This is a genomic window from Leifsonia sp. HAY1-4F (assembly GCF_056755275.1).
In genome coordinates, this window is record NZ_JBNDHX010000014.1 from 1 (window position 1) to 17,616 (window position 17,616).

The following is a 17,616-nucleotide window of genomic DNA, read 5'->3' on the forward strand; positions in this document are numbered from 1 at the left end:
TGCGTACTCGACGGTGGGGCGCGAGCCGACGGTGGGGCGCGAGCCGACGGTGGGGCGCGAGCCGACGGTGGGGCGCGCGGGTCAGAGGGGGAAGGGCTGGGCGGCGGCGCGCTCGAGGAGGGGCCAGAGCGCGGCGGCGAGACGCGGCGAGCGCGATGCGCGGGTCGCCGGGACGTGGACGGGCGGACCCTTCGTGAACGCGGCCGGGCCGAGATAGTCGCCGCCAGTGACCTCGGGGTCGAGCACGGCGCGCACGGGCGCGTGAGCCCCGCCGTCCTTGCCCTGGGTCCAGGCGGCCTGCAGGTTGTCGGCGAAACGGGTGGCGCGCGACGGGTGGTTGACACCCCGGATGCCGGGGGTGCGTCCCGAGATGGAGTAACCGGGATGCACCACGATGCTCTGCGCGGCCGACCCGGCGGCGCGCAGCCGCCGGTCGAGCTCGAAGCCGAAGGACTGCGCCGCGATCTTCGACCCCGCGTAGGCGCGCCACGGCGTGTAGGAGCGCTCGAGCTGGAGGTCGTCGATCCGCAGACGGCCGAGACGCGCGGCCATCGAGCCCAGCGTCACGATCCGTGCATCCGTGTGCACCAGGGCCGGGATGCACCGGGCCACCAGGCGGAAGTGGCCGAGCACGTTGGTCGCGAGGACGTGCTCGTTGCCGTACTCGTCGGTCTGCCGGGTGCGTGGTGGGTGCACCATCCCGGCGTTCAGCACCAGCGCGTCCACGCTTCGTCCGAGCAGCGCGTCGGCCGCCGCGTCGATGGAGCGCCGGTCGGTCACGTCCAGAGGCAGCGCCTCGACGCTCGCGTGCGGAACCCGCCGCCGGATCGCGGAGATCGCCGCCTCGGCCCGCTCCGGGTCTCGGCACGCGAGCACGACGTGCGCGCCGGCGCGTGCCAGCTGCTCCGACGTGAAGTAACCGACCCCGGCGTTCGCACCCGTGACGACCACCGTGCGGCCGTGCGCGTCCGGCAGCGCGGCCGCATCCCAGCCCACCGCGCTACTTGCCGTTCTCGCCGGCGATGCGCTCGTGGTGGTGGATGACCTCGGCCACGATGAAGGTCAGGAACTTCTCGGCGAAGGCCGGGTCGAGGTGGCTCTCCTCGGCCAGAGCGCGGAGGCGCCTGATCTGCTCCTTCTCGCGCTCGGGGTCCGCTGCGGGGAAGCCGTGCTCCGCCTTCAGCGCGCCCACCTGCTGCGTGAACTTGAACCGTTCGGCGAGCATGTGGATGACCGCCGCGTCGATGTTGTCGATGCTCTGACGGATGCTGTGCAGCTGCTGGATCGCGGCCGCCGCGTCGCTGTTCTCGGGCATGCTCCGACCCTACCGGGTCGGGCGACCCGATCGGCCCGGCGGCCTCACAGGCTCGGCGACGGCTCGGCGAGCACGTGGTCGAGCACCGGCCGCGTGGCGCGCAGCGCCGCCCACACCAGCAGCATGCCTGCGGTCAGGCATCCGGCCACGACGACGAGCGTGAACGGCGAGATCAGGAGGCTCATCCCGGTCAGGGGGAGCAGCACGATCCCCGCGGTCAGCGCCGACCCGATCGACGTGATCCGCAGCGGCGACAGGACCGCACGACTCCGGGCCGCGTTCATCTCGGAGACGGGCATCCCGATCCGGTCGAGGCTCACATAGACGTCGCGACGGTCGAGGATGCCGGCGGCCTGGTTGACTCCGGCAGAGCACGCCACCATGACGAAGGATGCGATCACCGTGATGAGTACCCCGGTGCGGATGTCGGCGAGCACGAGCCGGCTGTCCGGGTCGGAGGAGTGGCCGAGAGCACCCAGCAGGGCCACGCCGACTCCCGCGAAGACCGCCACGAAGCTCGTCATCGCGACTCCCGACACCTGGCGCCACGCGGCTGTCGGCGACTCGAGGATGCTGCGCGCCGCCAGCAGCCGCCGAACGGTCCGCGCCCGGCGGGCCTGACGCGACGCGATCGCCCGCAGCAGCCAGGGGCCGATCAGGTTCAGCACGGCGATGCTTCCACCGAAGCCCACCGCGAGGACGGTCGCCAGGATGCCGATGCCGGGCGCAGCCCGCACGACGGACATCGCGACGACGGCAGCGACGAAAACCCCGACGGTGATCACGAGCCGCAGCCAATGCATGCGTGGCGCCTGTTGCCGGGTGCGGACGCCGAGCGGCGACAGGATGACGCCGCGCAGCCCGACGGCGGCACTGATCGCGGCCAGGACCCCGACGCCGGCGACGGTGAGCGCGACCCATCCCGGGTTCAGCAGGATCGACGTCCCGAGCGGGTGCCCCCGGAACGGGATGAGGCCGACCAGCGGCGAGACGAGGAGAGAAACGACGACACCGCTGATGGCGCCCGCGAGCGCCAGCCCGGTCGACTCGATGACGGTCAGCCGGGCGACGAGGCCGGGCGTCGCTCCGAGGAGGCGCAGGCTCGCCAGGCGATCGTCACGGCGCCGGGCCGAAAGCCGTGCCGCGGAGCCGCCCAGTCCGACGAGCGGCACCACCAGGAGCGACAGGGCGATCACCGCAAGAACCTGGTAGATGCCGGCGAGGTCGTCGGTCCACGAGAAGAACGCCTGCGCGCCGCCCGCGACGATGAGCAGCAGAGCGGTCACCACGCTGAACGCGACCAGCGGCAGCGCGATCGTGGAGCGGGCGGAGGAGCTGCGCCGGGCGAAGAGCCAGGCGAGACGAAGGGTCGTCATCAGCGGCTCGTTCCATCCAGAATGCGGTCGTCGCTGACGCGGTCGCCCACGATCCGGCCGTCGGCCAGGCGGAGCACGCGGGAGCAGCGCGACGCGACGGACTCGTCGTGGGTGACGACCACGAGGGAGCGGCCGCGGTCCGTGGTCGAGCGGATGAGCGCATCCATCACCTCCGTCGAAGTCTGCGAGTCGAGCGCGCCGGTCGGCTCGTCGGCGAAGACCACTGCGGCCCCGGTGACCTGCGCGCGGGCGATGGCCACGCGCTGCGCCTGGCCGCCCGAGAGCTGGCCGATCCGGCGCTCCTCGAACCCCGCGAGGCCCAGAGCGGCGAGCCACGTCGCCGCGGTCTGCTCGGCGGCTCGGCGCTCCGTCCCGGTGAGCATCAGCGGGAGGGCGACGTTCTCGATGGCGGTCAGTTCGGGCAGCAGCAGGCCCTGTTGGAACACGAATCCGAACGCCTCACGCCGCAGCCGCGATCGGCCGCCCTCATCGAGGGAGGTCACCTCGAGCGCGTCCCGTCCCGATCGCAGGACGACCGACCCGCTGTCCGGCGCGACGATGCCCGCCAGGCAGTGCAGGAGGGTGGTCTTGCCCGAGCCGGAGGCTCCCATGATCGCGACCGACTCGCCCGGGTCCACCCGGAAGTCGACGCCGGCGAGTGCCACGGACGCGTCGTAGGACTTGGTGAGCCGGGATGCGGTGAGCGCGGCGTTCCCTGGCGGTGCGGTGAGGGGTGTGGATGTCATGCCTCCACCCTGCGCGCGGGGGCCGCCCAGCGGCATCGGCCGGGAGGCGCATAGCCGGAGGCGGCCGTCATCCGCGGGAGGTGGTCCCGCGGTACGACGGGTCGTCAGCCGGCGGCGACGCGACCGATCTTCTCGGTCTTGTCCCAGCGCGCCTCGGCTCCGGCCAGCTCCTTCAGGTACGAGTCGAACGTGATCGCGCACAGCAGGGAGCCGTAGCCGGCGAGGTAGATCAGCGCAGGCGACAGCCACCGGCGCGCTCGCGTCTTGTCGGCCCGGCGCGCCAGCCACGCGACCACCATCGAGAAGGGGATCCAGACGTAGATCGCCAGCGTCAGGATGAAGAGCACCGGCGTCGTCAGGGTCACCCCGAACAGCCCGGGCAGCCAGACGAGCACCACGGGCGGGAAGAGCGCTGTGATCATCACGATCATGTTGATGATCCCCGGAAAGAGCAGGACATGGCCCAGCTCGCGTTTCGTCGTCGACCCGTCGGTCTGAGCGCCGAGGATCAGCACGAACAGATAGGCGAGCGCCGCCGAGATCCAGAGCACCCGGAAGATCCCGGTCGCGAGCCCGTCTTCGAGGAACAGCAGGCCCGCGAGTCCGATCGCGGACAGGATCATGATGAGCGGGAGCAGCCACAGGCTGAACCACACGATCCCGAAGCTGATGCCGCCGAGGTTGTGCACGCGCGACCGCCGGAACCACACCTTCGAGTAGCGCGCCGTGACCGTCACATTGCCGCGGGCCCAGCGCAGGCGCTGCTTCCACAGCCCGTCCACGGAGCTCGGCTCCTCGGCGAGCACCTGCGCGTGCGGCTCGAACACGACCTTCTTGCCGAGCAGCTGCGTCTCGAAGGTCGTGATCGTGTCCTCGGCGAGGGAGGAGGTGTCGATGCGTCCTCCGATCGCAAGCAGGTTCTCGCGCGTGTGCAGCTGGGCGCCGCCGGCGAGGCAGGCCTGCGCTCCGAGCACGTTCTGGGCGCGCCGCGCAGCCGGCTGCGAGAGCACGTACTCGACGCTGACGAACTTCGTGAGGTAGTTGCGGCCGGTGCTGCTTCCTTCGCGGATGTACGCCGAGACGGCGCCGACGTCGGGGTCGGCCAGGTGGCGCGTCATCCGCCGCAGCGACTCGGGCGTGTAGATGACGTCGGCGTCCATGATGAGGAGCGCCTCCATCCAGTCGTCCTCCAGGACCTTCGCGATGCCGTGGTTGAGGGTGTGCGCCTTGCCCTGGCCGCCCTGCTCACGCCGCAGCAGGTGCACGTTGCCGGGATACTGCGCGGCGCGTCCGCGCACCACGTCGGGCGTCTCGTCGGTGCTCGCGTCGTCGACCACGTAGATCCGCAGCGCCTCGCGCGGATAGTCCAGCTTCATCAGCCGGTCGATGGATGCGCCGATCACCGCGCCCTCGTTCCAGGCCGGCACGATGATCGCCACGCGCGGAAGGTAGGGCGCCGCCTTGCCGTAGTGGTTGATCCACGCGTGGAACGGGATCACCACGAAGGTCGCAGCTGCGGCGATCACGGGGATGAGCCCGGTGAGGGCGAGGATCAGGCACACGATGACTCCGATCCAGTGCAGCACGGTCAGAACGTCCATCCCGAAACCTCCCTGTTCTACCCCGACCCTACCGCGGGTGAGGGCGTTCACCCGCGGAAGGGAGCGGCGGAAGGTTCGCCGAGGGCACGTTGCCGCGTCCGGCACACGGTGCAGGTGCGCAGTGCCTACGGACGAGCGCCGGGGAGCGTCCCTCCGGCGGCCAGCCGCATGAGGTCGGACTCCAGATCGATGCCCAGCTCGCTGCCGCCGGCCGAGCCGAACTCGTGCTGGTAGCTGTTCCACGAGGTGTCGGCGATCTTCGCCTCGATCTCGGACTCCATCAGCACCACCAGTTCGCGGGCGGCCCGGTCGATGCGCTTGGTGAGGGCCTTGTCCTGCCAGTCCTCGGTGGCGGCGAAGACGGAGGTCGGGGTGGTCATTGTCCGCAGGAAGGCGAACAGCCCGCGCATCTCGCCGTCGACCACCAGAGCGTGCCGTGCGGTGCCTGCGGTCGCGCCGAGGATGACGGGCTTGGCGATGAGCAGGTCGTTGTCGAGCACCTGGAAGAACGAGGTGAACAGCCCGCTCGGGCCGGCGTTGTAGACCGGCGCTGTCGCGATGATGCCGTCGGCCGACCTCAGGGCCTCGACCGCCTTCGTGAACTTCGGACCCAGGTGGCCGGATGCCAGGGCGGCGCCCAGCTCGGGGAGCAGCTCGCGCAGGTCGAGGGCCAGCGTCTGCACGGTCCGGCCGTCACGCTGAGCGAGGGCCTCGACGCGCAGCGCCAGACGATCGGCGAGCATCTTCGTGGACGACGGGTCGCTGACTCCGGCGTTCACCACGACGACCCGGAACGGCCGCTGGTCTGCGGTGCTCATGTTCTGTCCTTCTTCTAGAAGCGAAACGATCACAGAGAGGGGGTGCTCGCGGGGGCCTGCTCGGCGGTCTTCTGGACGCGCGCGGTGTCCTGGTAGGGGGATCCGCCGGTCACGTTGTCGCCGCGGTTGGCGTTGGGGCGCGGCTGGCGCGGATCGGCATCCCCGTACTTCGCGGCGACGAGCGACTCGTGGGTCGGGGCGTCCGGCGTCTCGGGGTCCTTGCGCGCCTCGGCCTCCTTGCGCAGCACCGGGATGACGTGCTCGCCCAGCAGGTCGAGCTGCTCGAGCACGGTCTTCAGCGGGAGGCCGGCGTGGTCCATGAGGAAGAGCTGGCGCTGGTAGTCGCCGGCCCACTCGCGGAAGGTCAACGTCTTGTCGATGACCTCCTGCGGGCTTCCGACGGTCAGCGGGGTGGCGCCCGTGAACTCCTCCATCGTCGGGCCGTTGCCGTAGACGGGCGCCTCGTCGAAGTAGGGGCGGAACCGGTTCTTGGCGTCCTGCGAGTTCTTCGCGATGAAGGCCTGGCCGCCGAGACCGACGATCGCCTGCTTCGCGGTGCCGTGTCCGTAGTGCTCGAAGCGCTCGCGGTAGAACGCGATGAGGCGCTGGAAGTGCTCCTTGGGCCAGAAGATGTTGTTCGCGAAGAAGCCGTTGCCGTAGAACGCGGCTTGCTCGGCGACCTCGGGCGTGCGGATGCTGGCGTGCCAGACGAACGGAGGCACATCATCCAGCGGGCGGGGCGTCGAGGTGAAGCCCTGCAGCGGAGTGCGGAAGCGTCCCTCCCAGTCGACGACGTCCTCGCGCCACAGGCGGTGCAGGAGGTTGTAGTTCTCGAGCGCGAGCGGCAGGCTCTGGCGGATGTCCTGGCCGAACCACGGGTACACCGGACCTGTGTTGCCGCGGCCGACCATCAGGTCCATGCGGCCCTTCGACAGGTGCTGCAGCATCGCGTACTCCTCCGCGATGCGGACGGGGTCGTTGGTCGTGATCAAGGTGGTCGAGGTGGTGACGACGAGCTTCTCGGTGAGGGCGGCGATGTGGGCCAGCAGAGTCGTGGGAGAGGAGGAGAAGAACGGCGGGTTGTGGTGCTCTCCGATCGCGAAGACATCCAGCCCGACCTCCTCCGCGTGGGTCGCGATCTTCACGATCGCGTCGATGCGCTCCGCCTCGCTGGGCGTCTCACCGGACACGGGGTCGCGCGTGATGTCGCTGACGGAGAAGATTCCGAACTGCATGACTGGCTCCTCTGGTTGTTCTCGCCGTTTCTATGCAAATGCATACAACAAGCGGCGGGCTCGGGTATTCCCGCGTGCGTGGGGGCCGTTCCCGCCGCTGCGAGCGAGTGGATGCGTCGGGCGCGTCAGAGGCTTTCGGGGTCGAGATTCAACGTGGTGCCCTGGTAGAGGTCCTGGTTCTTGTCGAAGACGGATGCGCCTTGATTGAGCCAGAGCAGGTCCGGCACCGAGATGCCGAAGCGCTCCGCCACCCGTCCCGTCGTGTCGCCCGGGGCGACCACATAGCCAGCCGGCGCCCCGGACGGCGTGGTCGCGCTGACGGCCCCCGCGGCGTTCGGCCGGGTGCCGCCGTCAACGGGGTGGACGTTGGTCTGCCGGTCCGGGATCGACCAGTGGATGCTCGTCACGGCCAGGACCTTGTCCGGGCCGAGCTCGACCGGGACGCCGTCGGCGGAAGCGGCTGCCGAGTACGTCACGAGCGTGGTCAGGAAGGACGGCTTGAGGCCGAGCGATGCGGACGACGGCGCAGCCGGGGAGGTGGTCGGGGCGCCCAGCGCGTGGTCGCCGATGCCGTGGTAGGTCAGGCCGTCTCCGACTCTCGGCGGGACGTCGATCAGCGTCACCGAAACCGGTACCGGGACCGTCGACGTGAAGCCGGAGTATTCGGCCGAGTAGGTGTTGTCGCCGTTCGACACCATCCGATAGTGGAAGTGGATGCTGCCCTTGGGTGAGGCGACGTTCCCCTCCGCGACGACGGTGCCGAGCGGGACCGGCGTCAGGATCGGCGCCGGCGGTGGCGGGCCGGGCGGCGTTGCCGCGGGCGACGGCGTTGCGGAGTCCGTCGGAAGGCCGGTGGGGGGAGCGTCCTGCGTCGGCTTCGCGGATGGAGTGGTGTGGCGGGTCTGCGAGGAGGCGGGCCGCCGCGCCGTCTCGTCGGCGGAAGGAGCGCACCCCGAGAGCAGCCCGGCCAGTGCGACGACGGCACCCACCGAGGCCGCGACGCGGCCCGGAACGGTATGACGATTCATGATTCCCCCAGAGTGACGCTATCAAATGCACGTATTCGCGCCATCCCCGGCCCTGGCCGTTTCTTGTGCATCGCCGTCCGATTTCCCCTCGCGGGTGTCGGAGGCAGCCGATAGCGTCGGAGGGTGAAGGTCGCCATCCAGTTCGCCGCCATGGGTCTCATCTGGGGCGCCAGCTTCCTGTTCATGAAGGTGGCTCTCGTCGGGGTGAGCTTCGGTCAGGTCGCCTGGGCGAGGCTGGTGTTCGGCGCCATGACACTGGGCATCATCGCCCTGGTCATGCGCGTGAGGCTCCCGCGTGAGCCGATCGTCTGGCTGCACTTCGCGGTGGTGGCGATCACGTACTGCGTCATTCCGTTCCTCCTGTTCGCGTGGGCCGAGCAGTACGTGGCGTCGAGCCTGGCGAGCATCTACAACGCCGTGACGCCGATCACGACCGCGATCCTCGCGACGGCGGCGTTCCGCGTCGAGAAGCTGAACCGCGATCAGGTGCTCGGCGTGATCGTCGGCGTCCTGGGCGTTGTCGTCGTGGTCGGCCCGTGGGCGGTGGATGCGCTGGGCGGCAGCCTCTGGGGCCAGCTCGCCTGTCTCGGAGCCGTGACCTGCTACGGGTTCAGCTTCGGCTACATCCGTCGATTCATCAGCCCGCGCGACGTGTCGGCGACCGCCAGCGCGTTCCTGAACATCGGGATCGCCGCGGTCATCATGATCGTGCTCACGCCCGTCGTCGCGTGGCACCCGATCACCTTCAGCTGGCCGGTGCTGCTCTCGCTCCTGGGCCTCGGCGCGCTCGGAACGGGCGTGGTCTACATCTGGAACATGAACGTGCTCCGCGCCTGGGGTCCGACCGTCACCTCCGGCGTCACCTACGTCACCCCGGTGATCGGGGTGGCGCTCGGCATCCTCATCCTGGGCGAGCACCTCACCTGGAACGAGCCCGTCGGTGCGCTCGTCGTGATCGCCGGCATCCTGCTCACCCAGCAGCGCGTGCGGCTGCTCACCCGCCGTCAGCCGGAGCCCGCCGCACTGGAGGCCGCCTCGCGCTAGTGGGACGCCCAAGACCGTTCGCGCATTCAATGTCAACTTCGTCTCAAGGGGTCAGGATCAAAACTGCGGCCCCGCCTACGGAGGCCTGATGTCATTCCGACGACTCGTCCTGATCGCGATCCTGATCGCGGTGGCGATCGTGGTCCTGGCTGGCGTGCTCTGGATCGAAGTCTGGTTCGCCTACCAATTGATCCCCTGGTGGGCCAGACACCCGGCCCATAGCTGAAAGTCCTGGCTGAGAACGCTGGTCCGAAACACCTACGCCGCCGGCTCAGCTGACGAGCTTGCGCTCGAACAGGAACTCATGGATCGCTTCCCGCACGATCGCGGACTGCTTCTTCCCGCTGCGCTGGACAGAAGGGCCCTGGGTCCGGTCTGACGGAGGGACTAGAGCAAATCGTGGGTTAGCTCGATCTCGTAGGACCGGGCCTCCTCGACAAACGCCTCGCTCGTGAGCAACCGAGCCTGGCTGAGCGAACGGCAGTCGCAGCAAGTCCAGTGAGCTGCCGTTGGGCGCCGCCCCTGCCTCAGAAGCCCCGACCACCGCCTGCTTCATTGCACGCCGTCTTCTTGACCGACGCGGCCAAGGTTGATCATCGCGCGGGCATAAGCGTCGAGATTCGCCCGCCGGCCGACTGCGACAGCCTCGATCGCGACCGCAGAGATCTCATCCGGGCTGTACCGGTAGACCAGACGGTAGCGGGGTCGTCCCACGCCATCGGGGTCGAAGTAGAGCTTGAAGCAGTCCGAGAGGTCGCCGGTCGCGACTCGGGCGTCCAGCCGGACTCCGGCGACTTTACCGTCTCGGACGAGGACGAGCATGTCCAGCGCCATCTTCTTCGTGCGCAGGTCCGGAAGGGCGTCGATGTCTTGCTGGAAGCCCGGAAGGGCTTTCAGCTGCAGCGCGCGACCCACTACAGGTAGTCGTCCGCGTTCAGACCGATGGCGGCGGCGACGTCGGCGAGCGGCACTGCATTACCGGCTGCGGTGCGTTCGCGCACGAGGTGGGCGATCTCCACGTCCTCGATCACCGGAAGTAGCTCCTCGTAGAGCTCGAACGGGATCATCACACCCTCCGGTCGACGCTGCGCACCGAACACCACGGGCTCCGCCAACGCCCCACGCTCACGGAAACGCGCCAGCGCTTTCGGCAACGCGACACGAGCCTCGTTCGTTGGCAGAACCGGCGACGCGGAGTAAATAGCCATGCATGAATCGTACCACGAATCGCACCCTGAACGTGTACATGTTCTAGGTCGGATTGATGCCCTGGTAATTGCGATTATGTCATTTTGAAGATGTGGACGCGGTAATCCAAAGTTCACGTGTGGCCGTGCGATGTGTCCCAGCTATCGGCTGGCAGCACCTCGAACACGGTCAGTCCGATGAGTATCTCTCAATGCCATTACACGACGGGTTCCGGGTACTCCAACGCGACCGGATGCCAAGTCGACGGGATCTGGGGCACGGTGTTAATCGGAGCCGTTGGCGTCAGCTATACCCTCGTTCAGGGAGGTGCGGACCGTTTCACGTCGACTGGTTACGGCTACCAAAAGTGCTATGCACCGACGGGCTGCTCCTCTCCGACGTTAGTGGCTTCTCAGACGGTTGAGACCTCGACCGCCGCGTATGCCAGATGGCAGGCTGACGTGTCAGCGGCCTGGGGAACTTGGAACGTGTGGGTACAGTTGAACGTCGGCGGTGACAGCGCCTGGGAGACGAACTCCTGAAAGGAAAACTGATGCTGAACGAGCCAGTAATTCCCGTCGCATTTGACGTTTTCGGGGTGACGATCATCGTTCTCTGGGCGGTACTTGTTCTAACCGCGCTGATCACGGTGTCAAGGTCACGAAGTGTCTCCGCAAATCAGCGCCTAGGTTGGATGCTAGCGATATTGATACTTCCGGTCATTGGTTCGCTAGTCTGGCTCGCCACCTTGGCTATCGAGGGAAGCCGGCTCCGCAGAGCGCGCAGCTAGTCCACAACATGAGGGCCCCGCCACCCGCTGGCCGGGGCCCTCCTTGTTGCGTCCCTACCCGTATCCCGACTCGAGCCTCTACGGATCCGCCTATTCCCGGGCCGGCCACTTGGCGCCATCTGCGCTGCTCGCAAACGATTGTGGTCTGAACCGGTGAATGCACCACCGACCGTCTCCAACGCTAACGAGAAGCCTGGGCACTGGTCGCGGCCGCTCTCCGCTGAACCTCCCGGTAGATCGTCGTGCGAGAAACGCTGAACAGCTCGGCCAACTCCTCCTGTGTGTGGTTACCAGCGTCGTGGAGTTCTAGAAGGTGCCGACGCTGCGAGGCGGAGAGCTTCGGTTGCTTTCCGCGCAGCCGGCCTTTTGCCCTCGCCACCGCCATTCCCTCCCTGGTTCGCATTCGAATGAGGTCCGCTTCGAACTCGGCAACCATCCCAAGGACGTTGAACAACAGTCGACCGACCGGGTTGGTGGGGTCATAGACACTGCCGCCTTTTCGGACAGCCGCCATGGCTTCGCGCAGCCCGGGCCGGGCTCGGTTGGCGCCAGTGAGACCATGGTCGACGTAGACGTTCTCGGCATCCACACCAAGTGCGGCCAGCCCGTCCCGCTGGGCGGTCAGGTCTTGTTCGTTCGTTGAGACGCGCGCGTAACAGATCTTCATGCAGTCAGGTTGCAGTTACGCCCCCATTATCGTGCATTTCATCGTGCGGGTCTTACGTGCGTTGTGGCAGGCAGCTCTCGCCTCGACCGCGATTGAAGCTGAACTGCGCACGATGAGGGACCGGGTTGCGGGCATCTCGCAATCGCGTCGGCGATTGAGCGACCGGCAATTTCGGCAAGATAGAGGCTCTCTGAAGACAGGCACCACCCCAGTCTGTCGAAGGTCCCGCCGCCGCGGGCCCCGTGAGCAGTCAGGCGTCGAATCGCGCCCCGTTCGGCCTCGTGTTGCGTGTGACAAGCACGAGGAAAAAGATGCTGACCGCGCTATTGAGGAGATTCACGGCGGCTAGCCCGATAGTCATTGCGCTCGAGGCATGAGGAGTTGTCGGGACCAAGCCAGCGGCGGCAGCAATATTCACGTACACAGTGCCGATCAGATACGGCAACGACCACCAGCCGCTGAGGTTGGAGTCGTGCAAGCGCCGCCAGCTGAGGGCGGCGAACGGGACGATGGTGGCGGCCACCCAGGCGAAGCGAGCGACGCTTGCAACGACCGCCTGTGGGCCGCCGTTGAGTGCGCCGGCGCCCAGGAGCGCACCCACCACGATCCAGGCGAGAGCCCACCACCAGAATTCGGAGCGACTTGCCCGCCCGGAAAAGGTGGCGTACTTTCTCCAGAACCTCATGAAGGCCACCCGAAGGGAGGCTCCGTAGTAGGGCTTGTCCAGCGGCTGCGCCGAGTCAGGCGCAACATCGACGGGTAGCGGTGCAGGGGGTGGGGGAATGTCAGACACACTTGTCTCCAAGAAGTCCCCGCGCGTCGGGGCAGGTGGGCTCACACTAGCGCAAGGCTCGGCGCAGCCAGGTCAGTGAATGCCGCGGACCACGCCCTCGCCGGCACGAAGATCCGACAGCCAAGCAGCCCGTTGAGGGACCGGCTTGCGGGCGAAAAAAGGCGGATGGGTTCTCCGCAAAGATGGGATGCTCGACGAGTCGAAGTCACGATGAGTGTGACGCAGTGCCGATAGGGGTGGGTGCGCAGTGAATGAGCTATATGACCAAGTCTTCGAGCGAGCACGAGAGATTCGCACCGATGCCTACAGTATGTCCATCGGCGAGGTGATCTCGCTCTACCGGGACAATGATCTGGAAATACATCCAGAGTTCCAGCGCATATTCCGTTGGACGGGTGAACAACGCTCTCGGCTCATTGAGTCGGTCCTTCTGGGTATCCCCATCCCGACGATCTTTGTCGCTCAACGCGATGATGGCGTCTGGGATGTGATCGACGGTGTCCAGCGCCTCTCGACGATCCTCGAATTTGTCGGCGAGTACAAGGACGAGGAAGGCACCCGCCAACAGGGTTCCGTCCTATTAGCGGGTGAGTATCTCCAGCATATGGAAGGGGTCGCCTGGTCGGCGGAGACTGCCGACGCAACCTCTGTCTTCGATGACCGGCTGCGGCGTGACTTCAAACGAGCCAAGTTGAGCTTCTCGATAATCAAGCGAGAATCAGACCCAAACGCGAAGTTCGACTTGTTCCAACGTCTGAATGCTGGATCAACTCTGTCATTGCAAGAGGCCCGCAACTGCTTGCTGATAATGATTAACCGGCCGGCTTACCTCCAGCTCGCCGCGCTTACCGACGACTCGACCTTCAACGAATGCATCGCGGTGTCCGACACGAAGGACAGCACCGCCTACCGGTCGGAGCTGGTACTGCGGTTCTTCGCTCAGATCCAGTACGAGGGCGGCGTGCAACAGCTCCCCAGCGAGTTCGGTTCCTTTCTCACCGACTGGATGAAAGCCCACGCTGAGCAAGGAGACGACTTCCTCCCAGCTGATAAATTCAACCGCACGTTCGCCCTACTGGCGCGCTCCACAGCGAGCGACTCTTTCCGCCGATTCGACGGTATACGTCACCTTGGCGCGTTCTCGATTGCTAGCTTCGAGTTCATCACGTCGGGAATTGCCCACAACATCGATCTCTGGGAAAGCCAGACATCAGAGGCGCTTGCTAATCGAGTTCGCGCGGTATGGACAGAGCCCTCGTTCCGCGAGAATTCGGGCAGCGGAATCAGCACGCGAAAGCGATTCCCAAAAATCGTGACTAGTGGGCGTGACTTCTTCAGCCAGCCATGAAAGGTCTGACCGACGCGGCCTTTCAGGACTATCTCGACGAGGACTTGAGCTGGAGACGCGCAGAGATTCAAGTGCTGAAAGCCGCCGTCAGAGAGTCCTCCAAGTTCTCAGGCTCCCCCGGGGCGCGAGCGACCTCGCGTGCGCTTGCGGTGATGACCTATGCGCACTGGGAAGGCTTTTTGAAGTCCTCATTCGACAAGCTCGCGGAAACGATCAGCCGCCGGAAGCCGCCTCTCGACAAGGCCGCGGATCCGTTTGCGGTTGCTCATTTGAAACACCTGCTACTGCGGTTGTCATCAGGAGATCCGGAAGCTCAAGCGAGCCTGTTAGAACTTGCCCGGAACGGTGACAGCCCTCGCCTGAGGCTGAAGAGAGATGAGTTGGTGCGTACGCATGACAACCTGAGGTTCCAGTACTTTGTCGAGATCCTTCGCGCGTTCGGCATCTCCGAACTGCCGTTCGAGCTGCGGAAGAACTTCATCGACTCATCGCTGTGCGACCGCAGGAACAGCGTCGCGCACGGGCGCGACAGCTTCCCTGACCCCGAGTCGGTGATCAAGAGTGCGGACGAGGTCGTTGAACTGATCGAGATCGTCAAGGACCTCCAACTGGCGCTGTTGTTGAACAAGGCGTATCTCAAAACCTCCTAGGGCGGCGACCTGATGACATCGAACTGCGTGGCGTCGAACCACGTGCTCACTTCGACTTCAGCTAGCCGCCCGCTGAGGGATGGTCATGCGGGCGGTTCTAGTGAGAAGGGAACCGAGATGGAGACGGTCGGCGGGAGATCGATTGCTGACGGGTCCAACTGCTGATACGGCGCGTTCATGGCACCTCGTTCGTGACGGTGGTCTGGGTCGCGGTCGCTTCGATTTGGTGGTCGGGTCCCCACCCGAAGAGGGTCGTGCCGCTCATGGTTCGTTCGCCGATGACAAGGCCGGTGCTCGGGTCGATGATGATCTCCTGTCGTTCACCGGATCTGAGGGGCTCTGTCCTACCAATCGCCACGCCGGCCAAGCCGTCCAGGTTCTTGACGTTGTCGGTGGCTGTCACTCCGGGGATGCGGGAAAGAGCTTCAAGGAGCGCCGCACGTTGGGGTGCGGGAACTAGGCCGGATCGCAGGATGTCGATTATCCGTGAGAAGTCGTCCTCCTCGCGGGACATGGACGCTCCTGTGTATTGGCGATCGATCCACGCGTATGCGGCTGCACCGTCCAAGGGAATGTCTCGGTAATCAACATTCACCCAAGGGTGCCCCCCGTAGAAGCGTCCCCCGGTAGCGCGAGCGGTCTCTGATGTTTTTCCGGTGAGGGCACCCTTTTGCCTTCCCCAGTCGCGGTAGAGCACCCACTCCGAGTTGGGATCCGCCGGCATGTAAACATCCAGGATTTGATCATTCGGCTTGCATCCGGTCGCGTCGCAGTCTTGCCAGCGCGCGTGGGTGCGAGCCCGAAGATATTGACCGGATCCTGGGAGCAGGTTGGCATAGCCGGTCGTTTCCGATGCAGCGGTGCGCAAGAGTTCACTCGCACGAGCGGACTCCGCATTAAGGGTTATGTTCCCGGCAGCGAGCACGGCAACCAATGCGGCGGCGACACCAGCTCCTGCCCAGCTCAGGCGGGGCAACAGGTCCCGGGCGCGCCGCCGTTGGCTCGTCTTCGTCGTCTGACCAGAGGCGATCCGTTCTAGCAGGACGCTGCGGCCCGCTGCTAGAGCGCTCGGGCTCGGGCTGAGTGTGTCGTCACGCGTTTTGCGGAGCAGTGTCAGTTCGTCCATGATCCGTCTCCTGTTCGAGGGCGTCGATGCCTGCTGCCCGACGCAGTTGGCGTCGCGTGCGGTTGAGTCGTGAGCGCACCGTCCCGATCGGTACTTGCATAGCGGCCGCGATCGAGGCGTAGTCGAGCTCACCCCAGGCGTACAAGAGGAGCGTCTCTCGATCAGCGTCCGATAGCCGGCGAAGCGCTTTGGCGAGGCGATGAGTCAGACGTTGCGCATCGATGCGGGCGCTGGATTGGTCTATGAGATCCGGGACCACCCGGGCTGCCATGTCTGCCGCGATTCCTTTCCACGCGGTCGCTTCCAAGCGGCCATGTTTGCGAATCAGTCGAGTAGCGATGCCCAGGAGCCACGGGCGCGCATCGACTACACCGAGGTCGTAGGCGCTGCGCCGTTCGAACGCCACCAAAAACGTCTCAGACATCACGTCTTCCGCCGCATGGTCGCCAAGACGCTGCGCCGCGTACCGAAACACGGCACGCGCATGCCGGTCGTACAACGCCGTAAACACGGCCGGCTCAACCGCGGACCGTTCAATCACCTCGCTATCGGTGCTCACATCTGTATTGTCCGTATCCCCGAATCCGGTTCGCGCCAATTTTTGGAGATCGCGCCACTGGTTCGAGAACCCGTCGTCGAAGCCTTCCCGCCTGACACCAACACGATGCCCGTAAGCCGATCCCCAAACAGACACCCGACACCCGGCGGAGAGCGCGTTGGACTATTACGCGGCCGTCTCAATACCCCCACCAACTTCAGTTGGCAGTCCTAGTAAATGATCGCGATAATCGCTAGAACGGCGGTTACGACGCCAAGAACTACCAGGGTAATCCTGAGGGCTTGCCAATAACCATGTGAACGATTCTTGAGCGCGTGGCCGCCAAAGAAGAAGCAAGCGGCCGCGATGACCGTAAGAACGGCGAAGACCAGAACGGTCTGCTGAAGACCAGGCACATACTCCCCTATCGATATGCCGACCAGGGCGCCCGCTGCGGTCCCACTCGGTGATGGCTCAGCTGGACCTATAACGGCTCCCACTGCCACGACCCCTTCGATACGTTACTCAGGGCCTCGCCCGGGTCACCAGTGGAGGATCCGCTTACGTTCGCTCGTGGACCGGCCGCCGAGATAGGTAGCACCGGGACCCATCTCGTGTTGTGCGCTTTAGTCGCGGGGGCCCGATACTCCACACATGACCGATAACAGACGGGACGCGCGCCGCGGGGTGCATCTCGCAAGGCTCGTGGCTATCGGTGTGCCCATCGTGGGACTCTTCGTTCCCGTGCTCGGCGTCGTGGGAATCGTGCACGGCAAGCCGATCGGCTACGTGTTCCTGGTCCTCGGCATTGTGCTGCTTACGGCGGGGTACACCTTGATCCGCAGGCGGCGAAGACTGCGATAGTGTGCCCGGTAACCGATCGGCTTGCGGGCGGGAACTTAATCGTCCTACCAGCAATTCGTGCTTGTACGCTCGCACCGTGCAAACCTATTTGACGCTCCCCGCTCTAAGTTACTATGTTCTTGAGGAAAGCTGGGTTCTTGCCATCACGGTGCAGCCGGCTGTAGTGACACTTGATTTGGACCTCTGCTACGCAACAGATCATCCGGAGTTGCGTGCTCCGCGCGATGGCGAATGGGCGTATTTCCGCCGAGGTTTGATCCGATTTACTGATGTCACATCGGTATCTTGGCAAGAAATGGGCCAGCGAGCCGCAACAGATGCCTCGGGCGAGAGCGACTGGGGACACATCGATTCGTTCGAATGGGCGGGAACGGCGTTCACGCTCGAAGGAGATTTCGGCGTCGTTCAGCTACAGGCGGCGGCGGTAAATGTTGATCTCACCGGACCCGCATAAGTCTGTAGGCGGCCCGTAAGACGATCCTGTAGCGG

Annotated in this window: 21 protein-coding genes; 7 read left to right on the forward strand and 14 right to left on the reverse strand. The window is 65.8% G+C overall.

What is annotated here, in order from left to right; all coding sequences use genetic code 11:
• Window positions 1-81: 81 nt before the first annotated feature.
• From ACPYOG_RS04665 to ACPYOG_RS04700, 8 genes are all read right to left on the reverse strand, one after another.
• Window positions 82-996 carry an SDR family NAD(P)-dependent oxidoreductase gene (locus ACPYOG_RS04665; RefSeq protein ID WP_481293087.1) on the reverse strand — a complete coding sequence of 305 codons (915 nt, stop codon included), beginning with the start codon at window positions 994-996 and terminating at the stop codon, window positions 82-84.
• A 4-nt stretch (window positions 997-1,000) separates the two neighbouring features.
• Complete coding sequence (locus ACPYOG_RS04670) at window positions 1,001-1,315, reverse strand: chorismate mutase (protein ID WP_090042141.1); 315 nt, start codon at window positions 1,313-1,315, stop codon at window positions 1,001-1,003.
• A gap of 44 nt (window positions 1,316-1,359) precedes the next feature.
• Window positions 1,360-2,691, reverse strand: a complete 1,332-nt coding sequence (locus ACPYOG_RS04675; protein WP_481293088.1) for an FtsX-like permease family protein — start codon at window positions 2,689-2,691, stop codon at window positions 1,360-1,362.
• The gene (locus ACPYOG_RS04680) at window positions 2,691-3,437 is read right to left on the reverse strand and encodes an ABC transporter ATP-binding protein (protein ID WP_481293089.1); all 747 of its coding nucleotides are present in this window, start codon (window positions 3,435-3,437) and stop codon (window positions 2,691-2,693) included. Before ACPYOG_RS04680 ends, ACPYOG_RS04675 begins: the two co-directional genes overlap by 1 nt.
• A 104-nt stretch (window positions 3,438-3,541) precedes the next feature.
• Window positions 3,542-5,038: a glycosyltransferase gene (locus ACPYOG_RS04685; protein WP_481293090.1), complete on the reverse strand. Its 1,497-nt coding sequence runs from the start codon at window positions 5,036-5,038 to the stop codon at window positions 3,542-3,544.
• A gap of 125 nt (window positions 5,039-5,163) precedes the next feature.
• Entirely contained in the window at window positions 5,164-5,856 is a 693-nt protein-coding gene (locus tag ACPYOG_RS04690) for a CE1759 family FMN reductase (RefSeq protein ID WP_192629094.1), read from the reverse strand.
• Window positions 5,857-5,885: 29 nt separating this feature from the next.
• The gene (locus ACPYOG_RS04695) at window positions 5,886-7,091 is read right to left on the reverse strand and encodes an LLM class flavin-dependent oxidoreductase (RefSeq protein WP_481293091.1); all 1,206 of its coding nucleotides are present in this window, start codon (window positions 7,089-7,091) and stop codon (window positions 5,886-5,888) included.
• A 125-nt stretch (window positions 7,092-7,216) separates the two neighbouring features.
• Complete coding sequence (locus tag ACPYOG_RS04700) at window positions 7,217-8,119, reverse strand: LysM peptidoglycan-binding domain-containing protein (RefSeq protein ID WP_481293092.1); 903 nt, start codon at window positions 8,117-8,119, stop codon at window positions 7,217-7,219.
• 123 nt (window positions 8,120-8,242) lie between these two features.
• Between ACPYOG_RS04700 and ACPYOG_RS04705 the strand changes: the two genes are divergently transcribed.
• Together ACPYOG_RS04705 and ACPYOG_RS04710 are read left to right on the forward strand one after the other, a co-directional pair.
• Window positions 8,243-9,163 (forward strand): DMT family transporter, encoded by a 921-nt coding sequence (locus ACPYOG_RS04705; RefSeq protein ID WP_481293093.1) that lies wholly within the window; start codon window positions 8,243-8,245, stop codon window positions 9,161-9,163.
• 88 nt (window positions 9,164-9,251) lie between these two features.
• Window positions 9,252-9,389 (forward strand): hypothetical protein, encoded by a 138-nt coding sequence (locus tag ACPYOG_RS04710; RefSeq protein ID WP_481293094.1) that lies wholly within the window; start codon window positions 9,252-9,254, stop codon window positions 9,387-9,389.
• Window positions 9,390-9,715: 326 nt separating this feature from the next.
• Here the strand turns inward: ACPYOG_RS04710 and ACPYOG_RS04715 are convergent, their stop codons facing one another.
• Both ACPYOG_RS04715 and ACPYOG_RS04720 read right to left on the reverse strand, forming a co-directional pair.
• Window positions 9,716-10,078 carry a hypothetical protein gene (locus ACPYOG_RS04715; protein ID WP_481293095.1) on the reverse strand — a complete coding sequence of 121 codons (363 nt, stop codon included), beginning with the start codon at window positions 10,076-10,078 and terminating at the stop codon, window positions 9,716-9,718.
• Window positions 10,078-10,371: a hypothetical protein gene (locus tag ACPYOG_RS04720; RefSeq protein WP_481293096.1), complete on the reverse strand. Its 294-nt coding sequence runs from the start codon at window positions 10,369-10,371 to the stop codon at window positions 10,078-10,080. Before ACPYOG_RS04720 ends, ACPYOG_RS04715 begins: the two co-directional genes overlap by 1 nt.
• 533 nt (window positions 10,372-10,904) lie before the next feature.
• On the opposite strand from ACPYOG_RS04720, the gene ACPYOG_RS04725 reads away from it, so the two are divergent.
• A complete protein-coding gene (locus ACPYOG_RS04725; protein WP_481293097.1) occupies window positions 10,905-11,141 on the forward strand; it encodes a PLDc N-terminal domain-containing protein in 237 nt (78 codons plus the stop codon).
• Window positions 11,142-11,322: 181 nt separating this feature from the next.
• Here the strand turns inward: ACPYOG_RS04725 and ACPYOG_RS04730 are convergent, their stop codons facing one another.
• Window positions 11,323-11,808 (reverse strand): recombinase family protein, encoded by a 486-nt coding sequence (locus ACPYOG_RS04730; protein WP_481293098.1) that lies wholly within the window; start codon window positions 11,806-11,808, stop codon window positions 11,323-11,325.
• Window positions 11,809-12,058: 250 nt separating this feature from the next.
• Complete coding sequence (locus ACPYOG_RS04735) at window positions 12,059-12,601, reverse strand: DUF805 domain-containing protein (protein WP_481293099.1); 543 nt, start codon at window positions 12,599-12,601, stop codon at window positions 12,059-12,061.
• A gap of 310 nt (window positions 12,602-12,911) precedes the next feature.
• Here ACPYOG_RS04735 and ACPYOG_RS04740 point away from each other — a divergent pair, with 310 nt between their 5' ends.
• On the forward strand, window positions 12,912-13,949 hold the full coding sequence (locus ACPYOG_RS04740; protein ID WP_481293100.1) for a DUF262 domain-containing protein: 1,038 nt from the start codon (window positions 12,912-12,914) through the stop codon (window positions 13,947-13,949).
• Window positions 13,946-14,599 carry an MAE_28990/MAE_18760 family HEPN-like nuclease gene (locus ACPYOG_RS04745; RefSeq protein WP_481293101.1) on the forward strand — a complete coding sequence of 218 codons (654 nt, stop codon included), beginning with the start codon at window positions 13,946-13,948 and terminating at the stop codon, window positions 14,597-14,599. The genes ACPYOG_RS04740 and ACPYOG_RS04745 overlap by 4 nt, the downstream gene beginning before the upstream one ends.
• A 175-nt stretch (window positions 14,600-14,774) precedes the next feature.
• Here ACPYOG_RS04745 and ACPYOG_RS04750 read toward each other — a convergent pair whose 3' ends face one another.
• A complete protein-coding gene (locus ACPYOG_RS04750; protein ID WP_481293102.1) occupies window positions 14,775-15,113 on the reverse strand; it encodes a hypothetical protein in 339 nt (112 codons plus the stop codon).
• 577 nt (window positions 15,114-15,690) lie between these two features.
• Window positions 15,691-16,284, reverse strand: a complete 594-nt coding sequence (locus ACPYOG_RS04755) for an RNA polymerase sigma factor (RefSeq protein WP_481293103.1) — start codon at window positions 16,282-16,284, stop codon at window positions 15,691-15,693.
• Between the two features lie 633 nt (window positions 16,285-16,917).
• Here ACPYOG_RS04755 and ACPYOG_RS04760 point away from each other — a divergent pair.
• Window positions 16,918-17,127, forward strand: coding sequence for a hypothetical protein (locus ACPYOG_RS04760; protein WP_481293104.1), 210 nt, complete (start codon window positions 16,918-16,920; stop codon window positions 17,125-17,127).
• 76 nt (window positions 17,128-17,203) lie between these two features.
• On the forward strand, window positions 17,204-17,581 hold the full coding sequence (locus tag ACPYOG_RS04765) for a hypothetical protein (protein ID WP_481293105.1): 378 nt from the start codon (window positions 17,204-17,206) through the stop codon (window positions 17,579-17,581).
• Window positions 17,582-17,616: the final 35 nt, after the last annotated feature.